General features: G+C 58.9%; 14 protein-coding genes. 4 read left to right on the forward strand and 10 right to left on the reverse strand.

Going from position 1 to position 15,428, the window contains the following annotated elements; all coding sequences use genetic code 11:
• Window positions 1-63: 63 nt before the first annotated feature.
• The 3 genes from CWE01_RS07420 to CWE01_RS07430 form a co-directional block, all read right to left on the reverse strand.
• Complete coding sequence (locus CWE01_RS07420; RefSeq protein WP_100939879.1) at window positions 64-855, reverse strand: DNA-binding domain-containing protein; 792 nt, start codon at window positions 853-855, stop codon at window positions 64-66.
• Entirely contained in the window at window positions 846-1,691 is an 846-nt protein-coding gene (locus CWE01_RS07425) for a DUF692 domain-containing protein (RefSeq protein WP_100939880.1), read from the reverse strand. Before CWE01_RS07425 ends, CWE01_RS07420 begins: the two co-directional genes overlap by 10 nt.
• Before the next feature lie 70 nt (window positions 1,692-1,761).
• Complete coding sequence (locus CWE01_RS07430; RefSeq protein ID WP_100939881.1) at window positions 1,762-2,013, reverse strand: hypothetical protein; 252 nt, start codon at window positions 2,011-2,013, stop codon at window positions 1,762-1,764.
• 684 nt (window positions 2,014-2,697) lie between these two features.
• Here CWE01_RS07430 and CWE01_RS07435 point away from each other — a divergent pair.
• A complete protein-coding gene (locus CWE01_RS07435) occupies window positions 2,698-3,036 on the forward strand; it encodes a hypothetical protein (RefSeq protein WP_100939882.1) in 339 nt (112 codons plus the stop codon).
• Between the two features lie 137 nt (window positions 3,037-3,173).
• Entirely contained in the window at window positions 3,174-4,574 is a 1,401-nt protein-coding gene (gene lpdA, locus CWE01_RS07440; protein ID WP_100939883.1) for a dihydrolipoyl dehydrogenase, read from the forward strand.
• A 1-nt stretch (window position 4,575) separates the two neighbouring features.
• Here the strand turns inward: lpdA and CWE01_RS07445 are convergent, their stop codons facing one another.
• Window positions 4,576-5,049 carry an Lrp/AsnC family transcriptional regulator gene (locus tag CWE01_RS07445; RefSeq protein WP_100940052.1) on the reverse strand — a complete coding sequence of 158 codons (474 nt, stop codon included), beginning with the start codon at window positions 5,047-5,049 and terminating at the stop codon, window positions 4,576-4,578.
• A 144-nt stretch (window positions 5,050-5,193) separates the two neighbouring features.
• Here CWE01_RS07445 and CWE01_RS07450 point away from each other — a divergent pair, with 144 nt between their 5' ends.
• Both CWE01_RS07450 and CWE01_RS07455 read left to right on the forward strand, forming a co-directional pair.
• Window positions 5,194-5,817, forward strand: a complete 624-nt coding sequence (locus CWE01_RS07450) for a LysE family translocator (RefSeq protein ID WP_100939884.1) — start codon at window positions 5,194-5,196, stop codon at window positions 5,815-5,817.
• A 96-nt stretch (window positions 5,818-5,913) separates the two neighbouring features.
• Window positions 5,914-7,416, forward strand: coding sequence for an aldehyde dehydrogenase family protein (locus CWE01_RS07455; protein WP_100939885.1), 1,503 nt, complete (start codon window positions 5,914-5,916; stop codon window positions 7,414-7,416).
• A gap of 18 nt (window positions 7,417-7,434) precedes the next feature.
• Here CWE01_RS07455 and CWE01_RS07460 read toward each other — a convergent pair whose 3' ends face one another.
• The 6 genes from CWE01_RS07460 to CWE01_RS07485 all read right to left on the reverse strand — a co-directional run bounded on the left by CWE01_RS07460 (window position 7,435) and on the right by CWE01_RS07485 (window position 15,422).
• On the reverse strand, window positions 7,435-9,489 hold the full coding sequence (locus tag CWE01_RS07460; protein WP_100939886.1) for a pyridoxamine 5'-phosphate oxidase family protein: 2,055 nt from the start codon (window positions 9,487-9,489) through the stop codon (window positions 7,435-7,437).
• A 57-nt stretch (window positions 9,490-9,546) separates the two neighbouring features.
• The gene (locus CWE01_RS07465; protein ID WP_100939887.1) at window positions 9,547-10,176 is read right to left on the reverse strand and encodes a glutathione S-transferase family protein; all 630 of its coding nucleotides are present in this window, start codon (window positions 10,174-10,176) and stop codon (window positions 9,547-9,549) included.
• A 129-nt stretch (window positions 10,177-10,305) separates the two neighbouring features.
• Window positions 10,306-11,208, reverse strand: a complete 903-nt coding sequence (locus tag CWE01_RS07470) for a LysR family transcriptional regulator (protein WP_100939888.1) — start codon at window positions 11,206-11,208, stop codon at window positions 10,306-10,308.
• 36 nt (window positions 11,209-11,244) lie between these two features.
• Window positions 11,245-12,060 carry an alpha/beta fold hydrolase gene (locus CWE01_RS07475; protein WP_100939889.1) on the reverse strand — a complete coding sequence of 272 codons (816 nt, stop codon included), beginning with the start codon at window positions 12,058-12,060 and terminating at the stop codon, window positions 11,245-11,247.
• 52 nt (window positions 12,061-12,112) lie between these two features.
• Window positions 12,113-14,023: an acyltransferase family protein gene (locus tag CWE01_RS07480; RefSeq protein WP_100939890.1), complete on the reverse strand. Its 1,911-nt coding sequence runs from the start codon at window positions 14,021-14,023 to the stop codon at window positions 12,113-12,115.
• A 163-nt stretch (window positions 14,024-14,186) separates the two neighbouring features.
• Entirely contained in the window at window positions 14,187-15,422 is a 1,236-nt protein-coding gene (locus CWE01_RS07485) for a glycosyltransferase family 4 protein (RefSeq protein ID WP_177410457.1), read from the reverse strand.
• Window positions 15,423-15,428 lie beyond the last annotated feature (6 nt).

The raw sequence follows: 15,428 nt of genomic DNA on the forward strand, positions 1-15,428 counted from the left end.
TCGAGATAATAGACTCGAACTATGGGGTTTGCCCGCCACCGCCCCTGCGGGGGAATGGGTGCATCAAAGAGTGTGACGTTGACAGACCAGACCGTCGTTCACCCACTGTTTGAGCCAGCTGACCGCTTGCAAGGGCGCCCCCTCTCCAAGAGTGACAGCCAGCTCGGCGCACAGTTCGGCGAAACTCCAACCGGCATTCACCATGCCGTCCAGGGCATGCACTTCTGCCGGTTCCAGGCTGCGGTAGTGGCAGACCAGGTCGGCACGCCAGACCAGGCAAACCTGCGGCTGTTCCAGTTCAAGGCTGTCGGGGAATTCCGCTTCGGCTTTCACCGCCCGCCACATCGCCAGGCTGTTGAACCGGCCATGGAGCCACTGGACGCTGGGCAGCAGCGCCAACCGCAGTTCCGGCCAGGCCTCGGCCGGCAAGGTGGCCATGGTCTCCAGGGTCAGGGGCTCGCCCGGCACGGCATCGAAGGCCAGGGTAAAGGCCCACTCCAGGCGAATCAGTTCCGCCAGGGGCGCGCTCTGTTCCGGCATCAGATGGCGCAGGACAAAAGCCTCGAAGCCGGCGCCGAGCCAACGCAGGCTGTAATGGGACGATGGGCATTCACGCAGATAGGCCGCGGTCAGCACATCGAACTCCTCATCACCCAGCCAGTTCCACACCGTGGGAAAGTCGCTGCGCAGGGTTTCCTGCAAGCGGGAGCGGTAGGCGTTGTGGTAAATGGCCAGGCCGGTTTCGACATCCAGGCTCGGCCCACCGATCAGGCTGGCGCCCAAGGCATCACTGGCTACGGCGTTTTCCCCGAGTAGGTAACGTTCAAAAGCCAGTTGCCAGTCGTTCAGGCGCATAACGACCTCCGGGCCAGGGCGATTGCGCCCAACTCACGGGCCTTGTCCAACTCGTCCACCAGTTCATCCAGCGGCGGGAAATGATCGTCACGCTCCAGTAGGGTTGCCACCGGGCCCAGGTATTCGAGGGTTCGCTGATAGAGCTCCCAGACCGGATCGCAGACCGGATGATCATGGGTATCGATCACATAGTCGCCATAATCGGCATGCCCGGCCAGGTGCAATTGACGGATCTTCTGCGCTGGCAGGCCGTGGATAAAGGTCCAGGGATCAAAACCGTGATTGCGCCCGCTGACATAGACGTTGTTCACGTCCAGCAGCAACTCGCAGTCGCTCAGGCGGCTGAGGGCTTCGAGAAACTCCCACTCGGAAAATTCATCGGACGCGGCCCGCACATAACTGGAGACATTCTCCAGCACCAGCGGCTGCTGCAGCACGTCCTGCACCTGGCGGACCCGGGCGGCGACGTAATACAGGCTTTCTTCGGTGTAGGGCAGCGGCAGCAGATCATGCAACTGATGGGCGTTGCCACGGCTCCAGCACAGATGGTCGGAAATCCATGCGGGATTGACCCGCCCGGCCAACTGCTTGAGTTGTTTGAGGTAGTTCATATCCAGCTCATGGGGTCCGCCGATGGACAGCGACACACCATGCATCACCAGCGGATAACGCTCGGCGATGGCATCCAGGTAGTACAGCGCCTTGCCGCCCTGGACCAGGTAATTCTCGGAAACGATCTCGAACCAGTCCACGGCGGGCGACTGCTCAAGGATTTCCTGGTGATAGTGACTGCGCAAACCCAGGCCATAACCCAGGCAGGGACGGGAAACGGACATACTGGACTCCTTGGGCCAGTGTCCGCAGCGGCATGGAAGGCCGACCGCTGCGGGAGCACTCGGGCGTCGTTTATTCGCCGATTTTGCCACCGGCTTTTTCACAGGCCGACTTGGTCATGGCCTTGAAGCCGTGGCCTTTGCAGGAGCCCTGACCTTTGCAAGAGTTCTCTTTGGTCTTGCAGTCGTTCTGGCCTTTACAGGCATTGACACCATAGCAGTGAACCTGGGCATCGGCAGCCGACGCCTGGGTGACGACACCGGCAAACATGGTGGCGGCGGCGAGAGCGAGTGCGGCACCAGCAGCGGCGGTTTTGATCGACATGGTTTTTATCCTCGAAAATGCGTTAGGGGTATCGGTCCGAACGGAATGTTCAGTCTCGACATGGCACTAGAGAGCGGTCGCTGCCGACCGTTACAGCCCCTTGCAAAATTTTTTGAAAATAATCCTCGGCGCCCCTCATCGATCGGCCGTTCCTGCCAGGGGTGGCCTGCCGAGTCTTGCGTTACTCCATAACAGAAGTTCTTTAACAAGCAATAATGAAAGCATGACTCGAAGGGGTGTAACCCGTATATCAATTAACCCAATAACACGGAAACCACTGACATTGATTTATCTGCCGTCCCACTGTTCGAAACAACCAGAAAAATTACCGCCGGTTAACCGGATGCTCATGTAACAAAATTCAACATCTGCGTGACTTGATTGGTCTCCTGGCAATGACTAACATCCTTCTGACTTTAAATAGCCCTTGCCGGTTCATTAAAAAGCTTCGTAACTTTCCGTATTGAAAAGCGTCTGCCAACGGTTCAGCACCACGCCCAACCCCTTGAATAGACGGCTCGATACCCAAACACCCTATTGATCCTCGTGCGCTTGCCAACGCCACGGGGCCAGATAACTTATAACTATATGCCTCACCCTTAAAACACTTGACACCCTTTGTGCGCGCTGCCGACTAATAACATGCCCAACACTCGGCGCGCACACTTGAGCGACGGAGCCGCCATGAGCCATACCTTGAGTGAGTACCATTATTTTCAACGCCCATTGGGGACTGTCCCTGGTGCGGAGACTTCCAGTTGCCTGACCATCAATCAACCAGGCTCGCCCCTGGGCCTGAGCAACCTGCTGGACTTGATCAGCCATGAGATCAGCCGGGAAGACAATCAACAGATTCACCGGCTCACCTTCAAAAGCGGCCAGACACTCTGCATAAAGGCCGACTCGCAACTGACCACCGTCCGAGGCCGGAGGATCAATTTCCACGCCGACCCGACGTACCCCTACACCACCTTTCTGGAAGATCCGGCCCGCGTCGGCAGCAGTAAAAACCCCTCCAGGTGACACCGTGCCTTCAAGGGCCCATCGACGTGTGATGCCTTGACCAAAGTTGCGCACAAGGACAATATTATGATCATAATATTTTATGACACCTACCTTTGTCCTTCTTCCTCAACGCGGTGTCTCCCAGGAGAACAGTCATGAGCAGTTACGACGTCGTCATCATCGGCGGTGGACCCGGGGGCTACAACGCCGCCATTCGCGCCGGCCAGTTGGGTTTGAAGGTGGCCTGCGTGGAGGGTCGCGCGACCCTCGGCGGAACCTGCCTGAACGTCGGCTGCATGCCGTCCAAGGCCCTGCTCCACGCTTCCGAGCTCTATGAGGCGGCGATGGGTAGCGAGTTCGCCAACCTCGGGATCGAGGTCAAGCCCAGCCTCAACCTCGCGCAGATGATGAAACAGAAAGACCAGAGCGTGGCCGGGCTGACCCAAGGCATCGAATACCTGTTTCGCAAGAACAAGGTCGAGTGGATCAAGGGCTGGGGGCGGATCGCCGGCCCCGGCAAGGTGCTGGTCAGTGCTGCCGACGGCAGCGAGAGCACCTTGCAGGCCAAGGACATCGTGATCGCCACCGGCTCCGAGCCGATGCCGCTACCGGGTGTCGAGATCGACAACCAGCGCATCCTCGACTCCACCGGCGCGCTGTCGTTGCCGGAGGTGCCCAGGCATCTGGTGGTGATCGGTGCCGGGGTCATCGGCCTGGAGTTGGGCTCGGTGTGGCGGCGGCTGGGTAGCCAGGTCACGGTGGTCGAATACCTCGACCGTATCTGCCCCGGCGTCGACCTGGAAGCCGGCAGGACCTTGCAACGCTCGCTGAGCAAACAAGGCATCCGTTTCCTGCTGGGCTCCAAGGTGACCAGCGCCACCCGTTCCGATACCGGCGTACAGCTGCGCGTGGAGCCGGCGACCGGCGGCGAGGCGCAGCTGATTGACGCCGACTACGTGCTGGTGGCCATCGGCCGTCGTCCCTTCACCCAAGGGCTCGGGCTGGAAAGCGTGGGGCTGTCCACCGACAAGCGCGGCGTGCTGGCCAACCAGGGCCATCGCACCGAAGCCGCGGGCGTCTGGGTGATTGGCGATGTCACCAGCGGCCCGATGCTCGCCCACAAGGCCGAAGACGAAGCCATGGCCTGTATCGAGCAGATCGTCGGCAAGGCTGGCGAGGTCAACTACGCGCTGATCCCCAGCGTGATCTACACCCGGCCGGAACTGGCCAGTGTCGGCAAGACCGAAGAGCAGCTCAAGGCCGAAGGCCGCGCCTACAAGGTCGGGAAATTCCCTTTCAGCGCCAACAGCCGGGCCAAGATCAACCACGAGACCGAGGGTTTCGCCAAGGTCCTGGCCGACGAGCACAGCGACGAAGTTCTCGGCGTGCATCTGGTGGGCCCGAGTGTCAGCGAGATGATCGGCGAGTACTGCGTGGCCATGGAGTTTTCCGCCTCGGCCGAAGACATCGCCCTCACCTGCCACCCGCACCCGACCCGCTCCGAAGCCCTGCGCCAGGCAGCGATGAACGTCGAAGGCCTGGCCACGCAGATCTGAGTCAGTCGGGCAGATGATCCAACGGCAGCGGTCCGGGCGCCTTCACCGCCTGGATCGCGAAGTTGCTGCGGATGTCCCGCACACCGGGCAGGCGCAGCAGTTGACCATTGAGGAAGCGTTCATAAGCCCGCAGGTCGGGCACCACCACTTGCAGCAGGAAGTCCGACTCGCCGGATACCAGGAACGCCGAGATCACCTGTGGCAAGGCCATGACCGCCAGGCGGAACGCCTCGGCTTCGGCCTCGTGATGGCGCTCGACCTTGACCCCGACGAACACCGTCAAACCCAGCCCGACCTCATCACGGTCCAGATTCACCTGGTAACCGCGAATCACCCCCGCCTCCTCGAGCATACGCACCCGACGCAGGCACGGTGACGCCGAGAGACCGATCTGTGCGGCCAGTTCGACATTGCTCAGGCGTCCGTCCTGCTGCAAAGCCGCGAGAATTTTACGGTCGTAGGCATCGAGTTTTATTTTTGGCATATCCGACTACTCACTTCGACTGTATTGGCAGAAAGCACCAAGTCTAAGCCTTTCAAGGGTTGAATACGCAAGCACCTGCCCTGCCCTTCCGACATAGAATTTTCTCCAGTTATCCCCTCTTGGAGAAACGGCACGATGCTCCTCTACCTGTTCGCACTGGCGATGGTTTATCTGCTTCCCGGCCCCGACATGATCCTCCTGCTGCAAACCGGCGCCCGCCATGGTCGCAGCCAGGCCCTGACCACAGCCCTCGGCCTGGGTATCGCTCGCGCCTGCCACGTGGCGCTTGCGGCCCTGGGCCTGGCGGCGCTGTTCAAGGCCGCGCCATGGACCTTCGACATAGTGCGCCTGGCAGGCGCCGCCTATCTGCTGTGGATCGGCGTACGCATGCTCAAGCCCGGTTCGCTGGCGTTGTTGAGCGCGGATCACGAAGGCGCCCAACGGACCCTGAGCTGGCGCGCCGCCCTGCAACAAGGGCTGCTCACCAATCTGCTGAACCCCAAGGCATTGCTGTTCTGCTCGGTGCTGCTGCCGCAATTCATCGATGCCCATGCCGGCCCGGTGGCCACGCAGTTCCTTGGGCTCGGCGCGACCCTGGTGGCGGTCGGGCTGCTGTTCGACAGCTGCTACGCCCTGGCCGGTGCCTGGATCGGCCAATGGCTGGACAAGAGCCCACGGGCGCAACGCCTGCAGCAATGGCTGTTCGGCGGCCTGCTGATCGGTTTTGCCGTTCGATTGGCGTTTATCCAGCAAGCCTGAGGGCTGTCCGTGCAAAAGAAACGCCGTTAGCAGGTGAGCCGAGGGCGTTTTTCTTATACATTTTGCCTTCTACTTTTCTGGACACGTTCTCCCATCATGACCAGCACGCTCGATCGTCTTATCGCCGGCACTCCGATTCTCTACGCAGGTAACCGGGTTTCCCCGGTGCCGCCGGAATTGGCCGAGCGTTTCCAGCCGGGCGATCATCTGCTGGTGGACCAGGCCAGCGGTGAACTGCTGCTGATTCCCCACGCCGTGCAACAGATCGCGACCCAGGCCATCGACACCGCACAGGTCGCGTTCACCGCCCTGGCCCAGGTCTCGGACGAGGCCATCAGCCAGTTCTTCGACCTGTTCGCCCAGCACCTGGAAGCCCCCGCTTCCTGGGCCTTGATCGAGGCCGCGAACCAGGCCGATATCGCCCAGGCCAAAGCCCGTGGGCGTTCCACCACCCGTCTGCAGGCGAGCGAGGCCATGCGTCGCGACATGATCGCCGGACTGCGGGCCTGGCGTGATGCGCCGCTGATTCGCGGTCGGGTCCATGAGTCCGTGGAACATGAGGGCTGGAAGGTTGAACAGGTGGTCGCGCCCCTGGGCGTGGTGGCGTTTGTCTTTGAAGGTCGGCCGAATGTGTTTGCCGACGCCGCCGGCGTTCTGCGCACGGGCAACACCGCGGTGCTGCGAATCGGCAGCGATGCCCTTGGCACGGCCCAGGCGATTGTTCGCCATGCGCTCAATCCGGCGCTGCACGAAGCCGGTTTGCCGGCGGGTGCGGTGTCCCTGGTGGAAAGCAGCGACCGGGCGGCAGGCTGGGCGATGTTCGCCGACCGCCGCCTGTCCCTGGCAGTAGCCAGGGGTTCGGGCCATGCCGTGAAACAACTTGGCGGCATCGCCCAGCAAGCCGGCACCGTGGTCAGCCTGCACGGCACCGGCGGCGCCTGGTTGGTGGCCCATCAGGACGCCGATGCCAAGCGCTTTGCCGAAGTGGTGCGCAACTCCCTGGATCGCAAGGTCTGCAACACGCTCAATGTCTGTGTGATTCATCGCCAGCGCGCGGCCGAACTGGTGCCGTTGTTCCTTGAGGCGCTGAAGGCCGCCGGCGAAGCACGCGGCCAACGCTGCAAGCTGCATGTCGTCAGCGGCGATGAAAGCGTGCTGCCGACCGAGTGGCTGCAAGCGCGGGTGCAGGTCCGGCGCGCCGAAGGTTATGAGGAAGAAGCACAAACCGAATCGTTGCCCGAAGACCAGCTGGGCCGCGAGTGGGAGTGGGAAGAGACGCCGGAAGTCAGCCTGAAAATCGTCGATGACCTGGATCAGGCGGTTGCCCTGTTCAACCGTTACAGCCCGCAGTTCACCGTGTCGCTGATCAGCGCCGACCGTGGTGCCCATGACTACTTCTACAACAGCATCAACGCGCCCTTTGTCGGCGATGGTTTCACCCGCTGGGTCGATGGCCAGTACGCACTGAACAAACCGGAACTGGGTCTTTCGAACTGGGAAAACGGGCGCCTGTTTGCCCGTGGGGCGATCCTCTCCGGAGATGGGGTCTTTACCCTGCGTAGCCGGATGAGCCAGATCGATACCAGCCTGCGGCGCTGAAAATCACGCAGTCTCCCGCTATAGATCCAATACCAGCGGTTCCGTGCTTTGCGCCGGAATCGCGCAACAAATCAGCACCTGCCCTTCGCCCGGCAACTCCGCCGGCGGCTGTGGATAATGCACCTGCCCGCTGATCAAGCGGGTGCTGCAGGTGCCACAGGACCCGCCCCGGCAACTGAACTCCGGCTGCAAGCCACGGCTTTCCGCCAGCACCAGCAGACTCTCGCCTTCCGGCTCCCAGCGCGCCTCCTTGCCTGAACGATAGAACACCACCGGCACCGACTGCGTAGCCGCCAGCGGCTGTTCGATCTGCGGCACACCCGGGTCCTGGCGACGACGCAATGTCGACGGGCCAAAAGTCTCCGCATGAATACGCTCATCGCGGATATCCATATCCCGCAGTTGATCGTACAGCCCCTGGGTAAAACCACCCGGACCGCACAGGACAAAGTCCACCGAGTCATAGTCATCAACCGTCAGCACGGCCTTCAATACCTCGACATCGAGTCGGCCTTGCAGATGGTAATCCTCACCCGGCACCGCTTCGGGCTCCGGTTGGCTCAAGAGTCGCACCACCTGAACCGTATCACCCGCACGGTCCATCAGTTCATCCAGCTCGGCGCGGAATGGAAGCTCCGCCAACGACCGGGAGCTGTGGAACAAAACCGTGGGCCGCATCCGCCGGGTTCGTTTGCCCTGATACACCACCTCCCGCAACATCGACAGCAGAGGCGTAATCCCCACCCCCGCCGCCAGCAATACCAACGGGCGCTGCTCATGGGTCGCCACGGTGAAATGCCCCTGTGGTGCACGCGCCTCAAGTACATCACCGACCTTGAGCTGATCGTGCACATGGGACGATACCCGACCGTCGCGCTTGACGCTGATCCGGCAGAACTCATCAGACGGCGCGCCCGACAAACTGTAGGTACGAATCTGCGTCTGCCCGCCCAGATCGAAACGCAGCGGCAGATGCTGGCCGGCCTGAAACACCGGCAACCCCGCCCCGTCCGTCGGCTCCAGATACAGCGAACGAATGTTGCGACTTTCCTCGACAATCCGGCTGATCCGCAAAGGCCGCCAAGCGTTGCCCAACGCTTCGGCTTGCAAACGCGCGGCGGCCTGATCCCAGTTGCCGGTCATCAGGCTGTTGGGTGAAAAGCCTTCAAACTTCCAACGCAGGGTCGACGCCGCCGGACGCCGCACACAATGTTCCACGTGGAACGTCCACAACCGCTCGGCCCCTTGAAAGGCTTTCACCAGCGGTCCATCGAGGATGACCTCGGTGCGTCCGCTGAGTTGCAGCAGGTCACCTGTATTGAAATCGATAAACAACAGACCGGCATGGGGATTGATCAGCAGATTGCCCAGGGTGTTGAAATGCAGGTTGCCGGCAAAGTCCGGGATGGTCAGACAGTCGCCCTCGACCCGGACAAAGCCGCTTTGCCCGCCACGATGGGAGACGTCCACGGAGCGAGCGCCGTCGATATCCACATAGCTGGCGACAAAGAACGTATCGGCGGCATGGATCATTGCCGCGGCCTCGGCGTCCAGGCCTTGCGAGCGATGAACGACCTGCGTGGTCGGGTCCGGCGCGGGCACCCGCTCGAACTGACGCAACTGGATATATTGCGGACAGTTGCCGAAGGCATGTTCCACAACGACGTTCAGGGTCTGCCCAGTCAGCGCGGCAACACGCCCATTGATACGGTTGCGTCGCCGGGTGTGCAGTTCCATTCCCAGCAAACCGATCGCCGCGCCGGCCCGCAGGGCTGGATACGTGGGATCCGTAGCCTGTGGAAAACTCCCCACTTGAAGCAACCTGGGTTCGGGGGAAAAGGCAAAACCGGGCTCACCTTCAAACAGGCTCGCCCAGGGATTGCCCTGATCGTCCACGGTGCCGAACAACAGGAACGGCAACTGGCGATAAAAGTCACGATGCTGGTCCGGCATATAGTCGCGGATGACCTTGGGACCCAGCTCGGCCATTCGCGCGGCGACACCGACCCGACTCTGCATCTGCAGCTCGCCGACGTGCCAGGGTGATGCATTGGATGGGCTGGGTGTGTTCATCACAACTTCTCCACGGGAAACCCTCCAACCCGAAGTGGGCGGGAGGCTTCATCAACCTCAGGCGGTCTGCAACCCGGCGACGGTGCGTGGCATGGGTACAAAGCCCGGCAAGGCTTCGATCCGCGCCAACCAGGCCCGTACATTGGGGTAGTCCGCCAGCGAGACATTGCCTTCCGGCGCATGGGCGATATAGCTGTAACCGGCGACATCGGCGATGGTCGGTGTGTCACCCACCAGGTAGGACGACTGGTTCAATTCATGCTCGACGACCTTGAGCAAGGCATGGGAACGGCTGATCGCATCCTCGGCGTCAAAGGGTGCACCGAAGACCGTGATCAACCGGGCTCGGGCCGGACCGAAAGCAATCTGCCCCGCCGCCACCGACAACCAGCGTTGCACATGGGCGGCCCCCACCGGATCGGTGGGCAGCCAGCGACCTTGCCCATACTTGAGCGCCAGATACACCAGAATCGCCGCGGAATCGGCGAGGACCAGCCCCTGATCGTCGATCACCGGCACCTGGCCAAAGGCATTCAGCGCCAGGTATTCCGGGGTCTTATGGGCACCACCGGGAATATCCACATGAATCAGTTCCACCGGCAAGCCGAGCAGGGACAACATCAGTTCGGCACGATGGGCGTGGCCGGAGCGGGAAAAGTTGTAGAGCTTGATGGGGGTCTGGGACATGGCGGGACTCCACGGGGGCAGAAGCGCAACCCAGGATGGTTCGCGCTGATGGAGTGATCTTGCTCCTTCAGCGAAAACAACAGAATCACCAGAAACGGCAATCCATTCTTTCAAAAAATGAAATTCTGATCAGCCTTTCAGATTCGGGTGTTCGCGCAAGGCGGCGACCATGAAGTCGACAAAACTGCGCACCCGTACGGAAACCGTGCGACCTCCTTGATACACCACGTGGATCGGCAGCGGCGGAAACTCGAACTCTTCCAACACGATTTCCAGCTCACCGGCCGCCAGCTTGTCCGCAACTTGATAAGACAGCACCCGGGTCAGGCCAAGCCCCAGGCAGGCGGCGTGGATCGCCGCCCTGTTCGCCGTCATTGCCAGGCGCGGTTCCAGGCGGATGCTCAAGGGTTTGTCACCCTCAAGGAATTGCCAGCTCCTGACCTGCGAAGCCGAAGCGGCCATGACGATCTGCGCCTGACGCAACTCGTCCGGATGTTGGGGACGGCCCTGTTTGTCCAGATAGGCCGGTGAAGCGCAGACCACCCGGCGCACCTGCCCTACCCTGACGGCGTGATAACCACTGTCGGGCAACTCGCCGATCCGCACCGCGACATCGATCCCGTCCTCGACCATGGGCACCACGCGGTCCAGCAGCAGCGCGTTGATATCCACCGCCGGATACTGTGCCAGGTAACGCACCATCACCGGCGTGACATACAACTCGCCGAATAGCACCGGCGCGGTCATGGTCAGCTGGCCGCTGGGACGGGCGTGAATGTCGGCGGCCGAGGCCTCGGCTTCCTCCATCGAGGCAAGAATACGCCGACAGTCTTCCAGATAGCGGTTCCCGGGTTCGGTCAGGTGCACGTTGCGCGTGGTACGTACGAGTAACTGGGCGCCGATGCGTTTTTCCAGAGCCGCCACCGCCCGGGTAACGCTCGGTGCCGAGAGGCTCAGACGCCGCGCCGCCGCCGCGAAACCCTGCTCCTGGGCCACGGCGACGAACACCTGCATTTCCTGGAATCTGTCCATGGGTTGGCTACTCGCTCCTCCGGAGGATCGCGGTGACTATGCAGGCAGCTCCGAGAGGAATGCCAACAGCGCATCGTTCACGAATGTCGGGTTTTCAATGCTGGAAATATGTCCCGCCTCTGATATCCCGATGTACTTGCAACCGATCAGCTCGGCCATCTCCCGGGCCTCGCTCGGCGGCCGTGGCTTGTCCTGCTCGCCGCACATCACCAGCGTGCGGCTGGCATCCAACGCCGCCAGCTCGGCCAGACGATCGTCACGCCCGAAGATCAGCCGTCCCAGTGGGACGACGCTGTCACGCAGACGCTCGCCCGACCAAGTCGTCAGGGACGTACGAAACGCCTGGTAGTACGGCTGTTGCGGATCGATACCCGCCTTGAAGAAAATCGGCACGATTGCATCGAGCAAAGGCGGTGGAACACTGCCGGCGTCCCCGATCATCTTCAGCATCGAGAAATAATATTGCTGGGTCGGGGCGGGTTCTTCACCGGCATAGGTATCCATCAACACCAGGCCACGGACGCGCTCGGGTGCTGCCAGGGCCAGGCGAGCGCCCCACATGCCGCCGACCGACAGGCCGACCAGGGTGAAACGCTGAATTTCCAGGTGATCGAGCAAGGCCAGTACCTGGCTGGCCAGATCGTCGAGGCTACGGGTGTTCTCCGGCAACCGGCCTGACTGCCCATGGCCCCAGAGCTCCGGCACAATCACTCGATAGTGTTGCGACAGCACCGCGATCTGCGGCGCCCACATGCCGCTGTCCCACAGGTAGCTGGAGCCCAGTACCACCACCTCGCCCACGCCCTGGTCGAGGAAGTGCAGTGGTTGTCCATCGATCGTCACAAACGGCATTGCATTCCCCTTCGCTAATGGATGAAACAACGAGTGCCTAGACCCCTAGCACTCACCACAGCCTGTTTGCATTCGCCAAATCATCAAATACTTTAGCCGAGCCTTCATAGCTCAAATGCCCAGAATCGCGATACATCGGTACGTCATCCACTATTGTGCGGCAGACTTTCTTATCACAAAGCGCACTGCTCAGCCGAACGACTTTGACTTTGTATTTTTTCTCAATCACATCTAATAACTCAATGACACCCGCATCGGTACGCCTGTAAGTATCTAGTGATATTCCACAGAACGACTTATCCGGTAGTAGCATCTTTCCGGAGAGGCGCCGTTCCATACAGACAATATTATCGTCTCCGACTAATGGCGGAGGACCAATGACTATCACTTCCTTTCCAAGGTTTTGCAGGGTTTCAATGGTATTCCCGAGATCAGCTTCCGCCAAGCTTAAGCTTGTAGGAACGACCGTCGTCGTCGCCTGAGTGCCTGCCAACCTGACTTGCATACTATTATTCGGCACGGTGTACTGCCAAAAAGACGCAGCCAAAATGACAGTTTTTATATACTGGGACGTTTTTATAGCATTCAGTACGCCGTCGTTGAAGGCGATACAGTAATTGGCCATACTTTCGGCATCAGGACGCAAAGGATTATAGGGTGCGGTATTAAGAAAGGGTGGGCAAGCACTGTAAGTTGCCTGAACGATACCGTTGCGCCTATGATTCTTTATTCCCCCGACAGAGTGCATCGCATAAGAATCACCCCAAACCATAGTATCTGCAAATTCGGACGTCCTACACTTTTCAGTATTTTTGAAAATATTGATATCACAAGACTTGTCCAAACCGTAATTTGGCCGCCGAATGAATTCAAAATCCATCTCGGCCTTGTGAAAACTCAAGACTATGTATTGTGAAACCAATAAAATAACCGCCCCCAGAGCGACACCGCCACTGAGTTTCATAGGGGGGATTTTTATAGAGCGGCTTGGACGCTCAACCAAAAAATATAGAGCTACCGCTGCGGCAAGCGACGAAAACAACAGCGTGACCTTAAAGATCAGCGAAGTACTGCCCGGGTTGGTATTTTGGAAAAACACTATAATCGGCCAGTGCACCAAATACAACGAGTATGAAATATCACCTAATACAACCAGCGGTTTCACCAGGGGGGAGCGATTAAAAATAACGCTCTTAGCCAAAAGCACAATCAACGTAGCAACGCATGTAATAAGAGCGGCGCTGCCTGGGTGCGCCCACTGACGCGCTTGCATCGGTACGACAATGAGTGCAAGGAGTGCAGTAAAAAACAACAGCCTGGGCACTTTGACATTAATTTTCTGGGCTGCCAAGTATCCAGCAGAACCTATCAGCAATTCCCAGGCTCTGGTGGGCAGCAAATAAAACGAAGCCGAAGGATTCGATTGATTAAGGTACAAACAAGCCGTGAGACTCGCCACGAGCAAAGCGGCAACGATAGGCAACCAGTACCGGGACGGAGACAGTATAAGCAGTAGAGGAAAGACCAGATAGTATTGCTCTTCAACAGCCAGCGACCACAGGTGCAGCAATGGTTTGGTGGAGGCCGCCGCATCAAAATAACCGGCCTGGGAAAGTAACACTATATTCGTGGTGTAACTAACCGCCCCAGCCACCTGATAAAGCAGGTTTCGCAGTTCAAGGACATTTAGAAAAAAATAAGCCCCCACACAGGTAAACAATATAGTGGCATAGGCTCCGGGGATCAGTCGCCGAGCACGCCTGTAGTAGAAATCACGAAGGCTAAAATTTCCATCTAATATTTTTTTTGCAATAATACCTGTAATGAGATAACCAGAAATAACAAAAAAAATATCCACGCCTAGAAAGCCCGACTTTAATGCCCCAAAGCCGATATGGTCCAATACGACCAGCATCACTGCCAGGCCTCTTAAGGCCTGGATATCCGTTCTGAACTGACTCATACGTCCTCTGTTTTCAATGCCCGGCCGATGCTGAACCGCTTACCGGGCTCCAGCGATCCTTACTGCGTAATATGCCGTGGTGGCGTAATACTTTTGGGCCAGCACTCACCGACCGAGTGGCGGCTGGTACTAGACTGGATGAATCAATAATGCAACGGAAACATCAGACCGATGAACGTTTTGACTCCTGTACCACATCGTACAGGATAGTTTCCATTTTCCGTTGCGAAGTCTCAGCCGAGTAGAACTGGCGCACATAATCCAAAGCACTGACCCCCATCTTGGAGGCTCGCAATCGATCGTCGCACAACTCAACGATATGCTGCACCATCGCCTGATCGTCGTCGGGATCGAACACCAGCCCTGCCTCAGCCATTTCCATGATCCTCTGCGCCTCACCGCGAATACCGCAGATCACCGGCTTGGCGCAAGCCATGTAATCCAGCAACTTGGTAGGAATGGCACCTTGAAACAGAGGTATATCCTGCAAGGTCGCCACGCAGATGTCGGCGGCATTTAAATACGCGTTCGCTTCAGACTTGGGTACAGGCTCAAGAAACAGCACGTTGGTCAACTCCATGGCACTCGCCATCTCTTTCAGGGATCGGCTCATCATCCCGCCACCCACGATGACAAACAGCATGTTCGGATCTGATTGTAATGATTGAGCGGCCCTGAGTATCACCGCAATATTGTTGGCCTCTCCCAGTGCCCCAAAATACATAACGACATTACGCGCCTCCCACCCCATGCGCTGTCGGGTTTCCTGACGTAATGCCTCATCGGGATACAACAAATCGAAATTGACGCCGCAGGTCACCAGTTCGACCTTATCGTGTGGCCAACCACGATCACGAATATTTTTCTGGATACCTTGGGTGAGGGCGACAATCCGTTTGGATTTGTCATAAAGCACCCGCTCGATCCAACTCATGACCCCGATCAACTGGCGATTGCGTAGCACCCCCATCTGTACAGCGGACTCAGGCCAGATGTCACGAACCTCCAGTACCAGAGGAATGCTGCGTAATTTACAGACCAGCCACACAGAGAACATCGGAAAGATAGGCGGTGAAGAGGCAATCACCACATCAGGCCGACTCATGGACAGAAGACCCAAAGGACAGGTCAGAGAAAAAGACAGAAAGCTCAGCAACCGCCCAAAATAACTTTTGTGTAATTCGGAGTAGGTGTACATACGCATGACGCGCACACCTCCATCTTGCTCCCAGCGCATCAAACGTTTGTACCAAGGACGGGTTATTGTTTCCCGACGCATGTAACCCGTTTCACCACTCACCACCGTGACTTCATGATCATGCTTGGCTAAAAACTGAGTCAGTTCATAAACCAGTGAATGCCCAGGCGACGTATGCCCCTGATAGTACTGGTAGACCATACAAAT

Source organism: Pseudomonas sp. QS1027, assembly GCF_002814235.1.
GTDB lineage: Bacteria > Pseudomonadota > Gammaproteobacteria > Pseudomonadales > Pseudomonadaceae > Aquipseudomonas.

Coding starts and splice junctions, on each gene's coding strand:
- CWE01_RS07420 (WP_100939879.1), bottom strand. CDS start 855: ATGCGCCTGAACGACTGGCAACTGGCTTTTGAACGTTACCTACTCGGG.
- CWE01_RS07425 (WP_100939880.1), bottom strand. CDS start 1,691: ATGTCCGTTTCCCGTCCCTGCCTGGGTTATGGCCTGGGTTTGCGCAGT.
- CWE01_RS07430 (WP_100939881.1), bottom strand. CDS start 2,013: ATGTCGATCAAAACCGCCGCTGCTGGTGCCGCACTCGCTCTCGCCGCC.
- CWE01_RS07435 (WP_100939882.1), top strand. CDS start 2,698: ATGAGCCATACCTTGAGTGAGTACCATTATTTTCAACGCCCATTGGGG.
- lpdA (WP_100939883.1), top strand. CDS start 3,174: ATGAGCAGTTACGACGTCGTCATCATCGGCGGTGGACCCGGGGGCTAC.
- CWE01_RS07450 (WP_100939884.1), top strand. CDS start 5,194: ATGCTCCTCTACCTGTTCGCACTGGCGATGGTTTATCTGCTTCCCGGC.
- CWE01_RS07455 (WP_100939885.1), top strand. CDS start 5,914: ATGACCAGCACGCTCGATCGTCTTATCGCCGGCACTCCGATTCTCTAC.
- CWE01_RS07460 (WP_100939886.1), bottom strand. CDS start 9,489: ATGAACACACCCAGCCCATCCAATGCATCACCCTGGCACGTCGGCGAG.
- CWE01_RS07465 (WP_100939887.1), bottom strand. CDS start 10,176: ATGTCCCAGACCCCCATCAAGCTCTACAACTTTTCCCGCTCCGGCCAC.
- CWE01_RS07470 (WP_100939888.1), bottom strand. CDS start 11,208: ATGGACAGATTCCAGGAAATGCAGGTGTTCGTCGCCGTGGCCCAGGAG.
- CWE01_RS07475 (WP_100939889.1), bottom strand. CDS start 12,060: ATGCCGTTTGTGACGATCGATGGACAACCACTGCACTTCCTCGACCAG.
- CWE01_RS07480 (WP_100939890.1), bottom strand. CDS start 14,023: ATGAGTCAGTTCAGAACGGATATCCAGGCCTTAAGAGGCCTGGCAGTG.
- CWE01_RS07485 (WP_177410457.1), bottom strand. CDS start 15,422: ATGGTCTACCAGTACTATCAGGGGCATACGTCGCCTGGGCATTCACTG.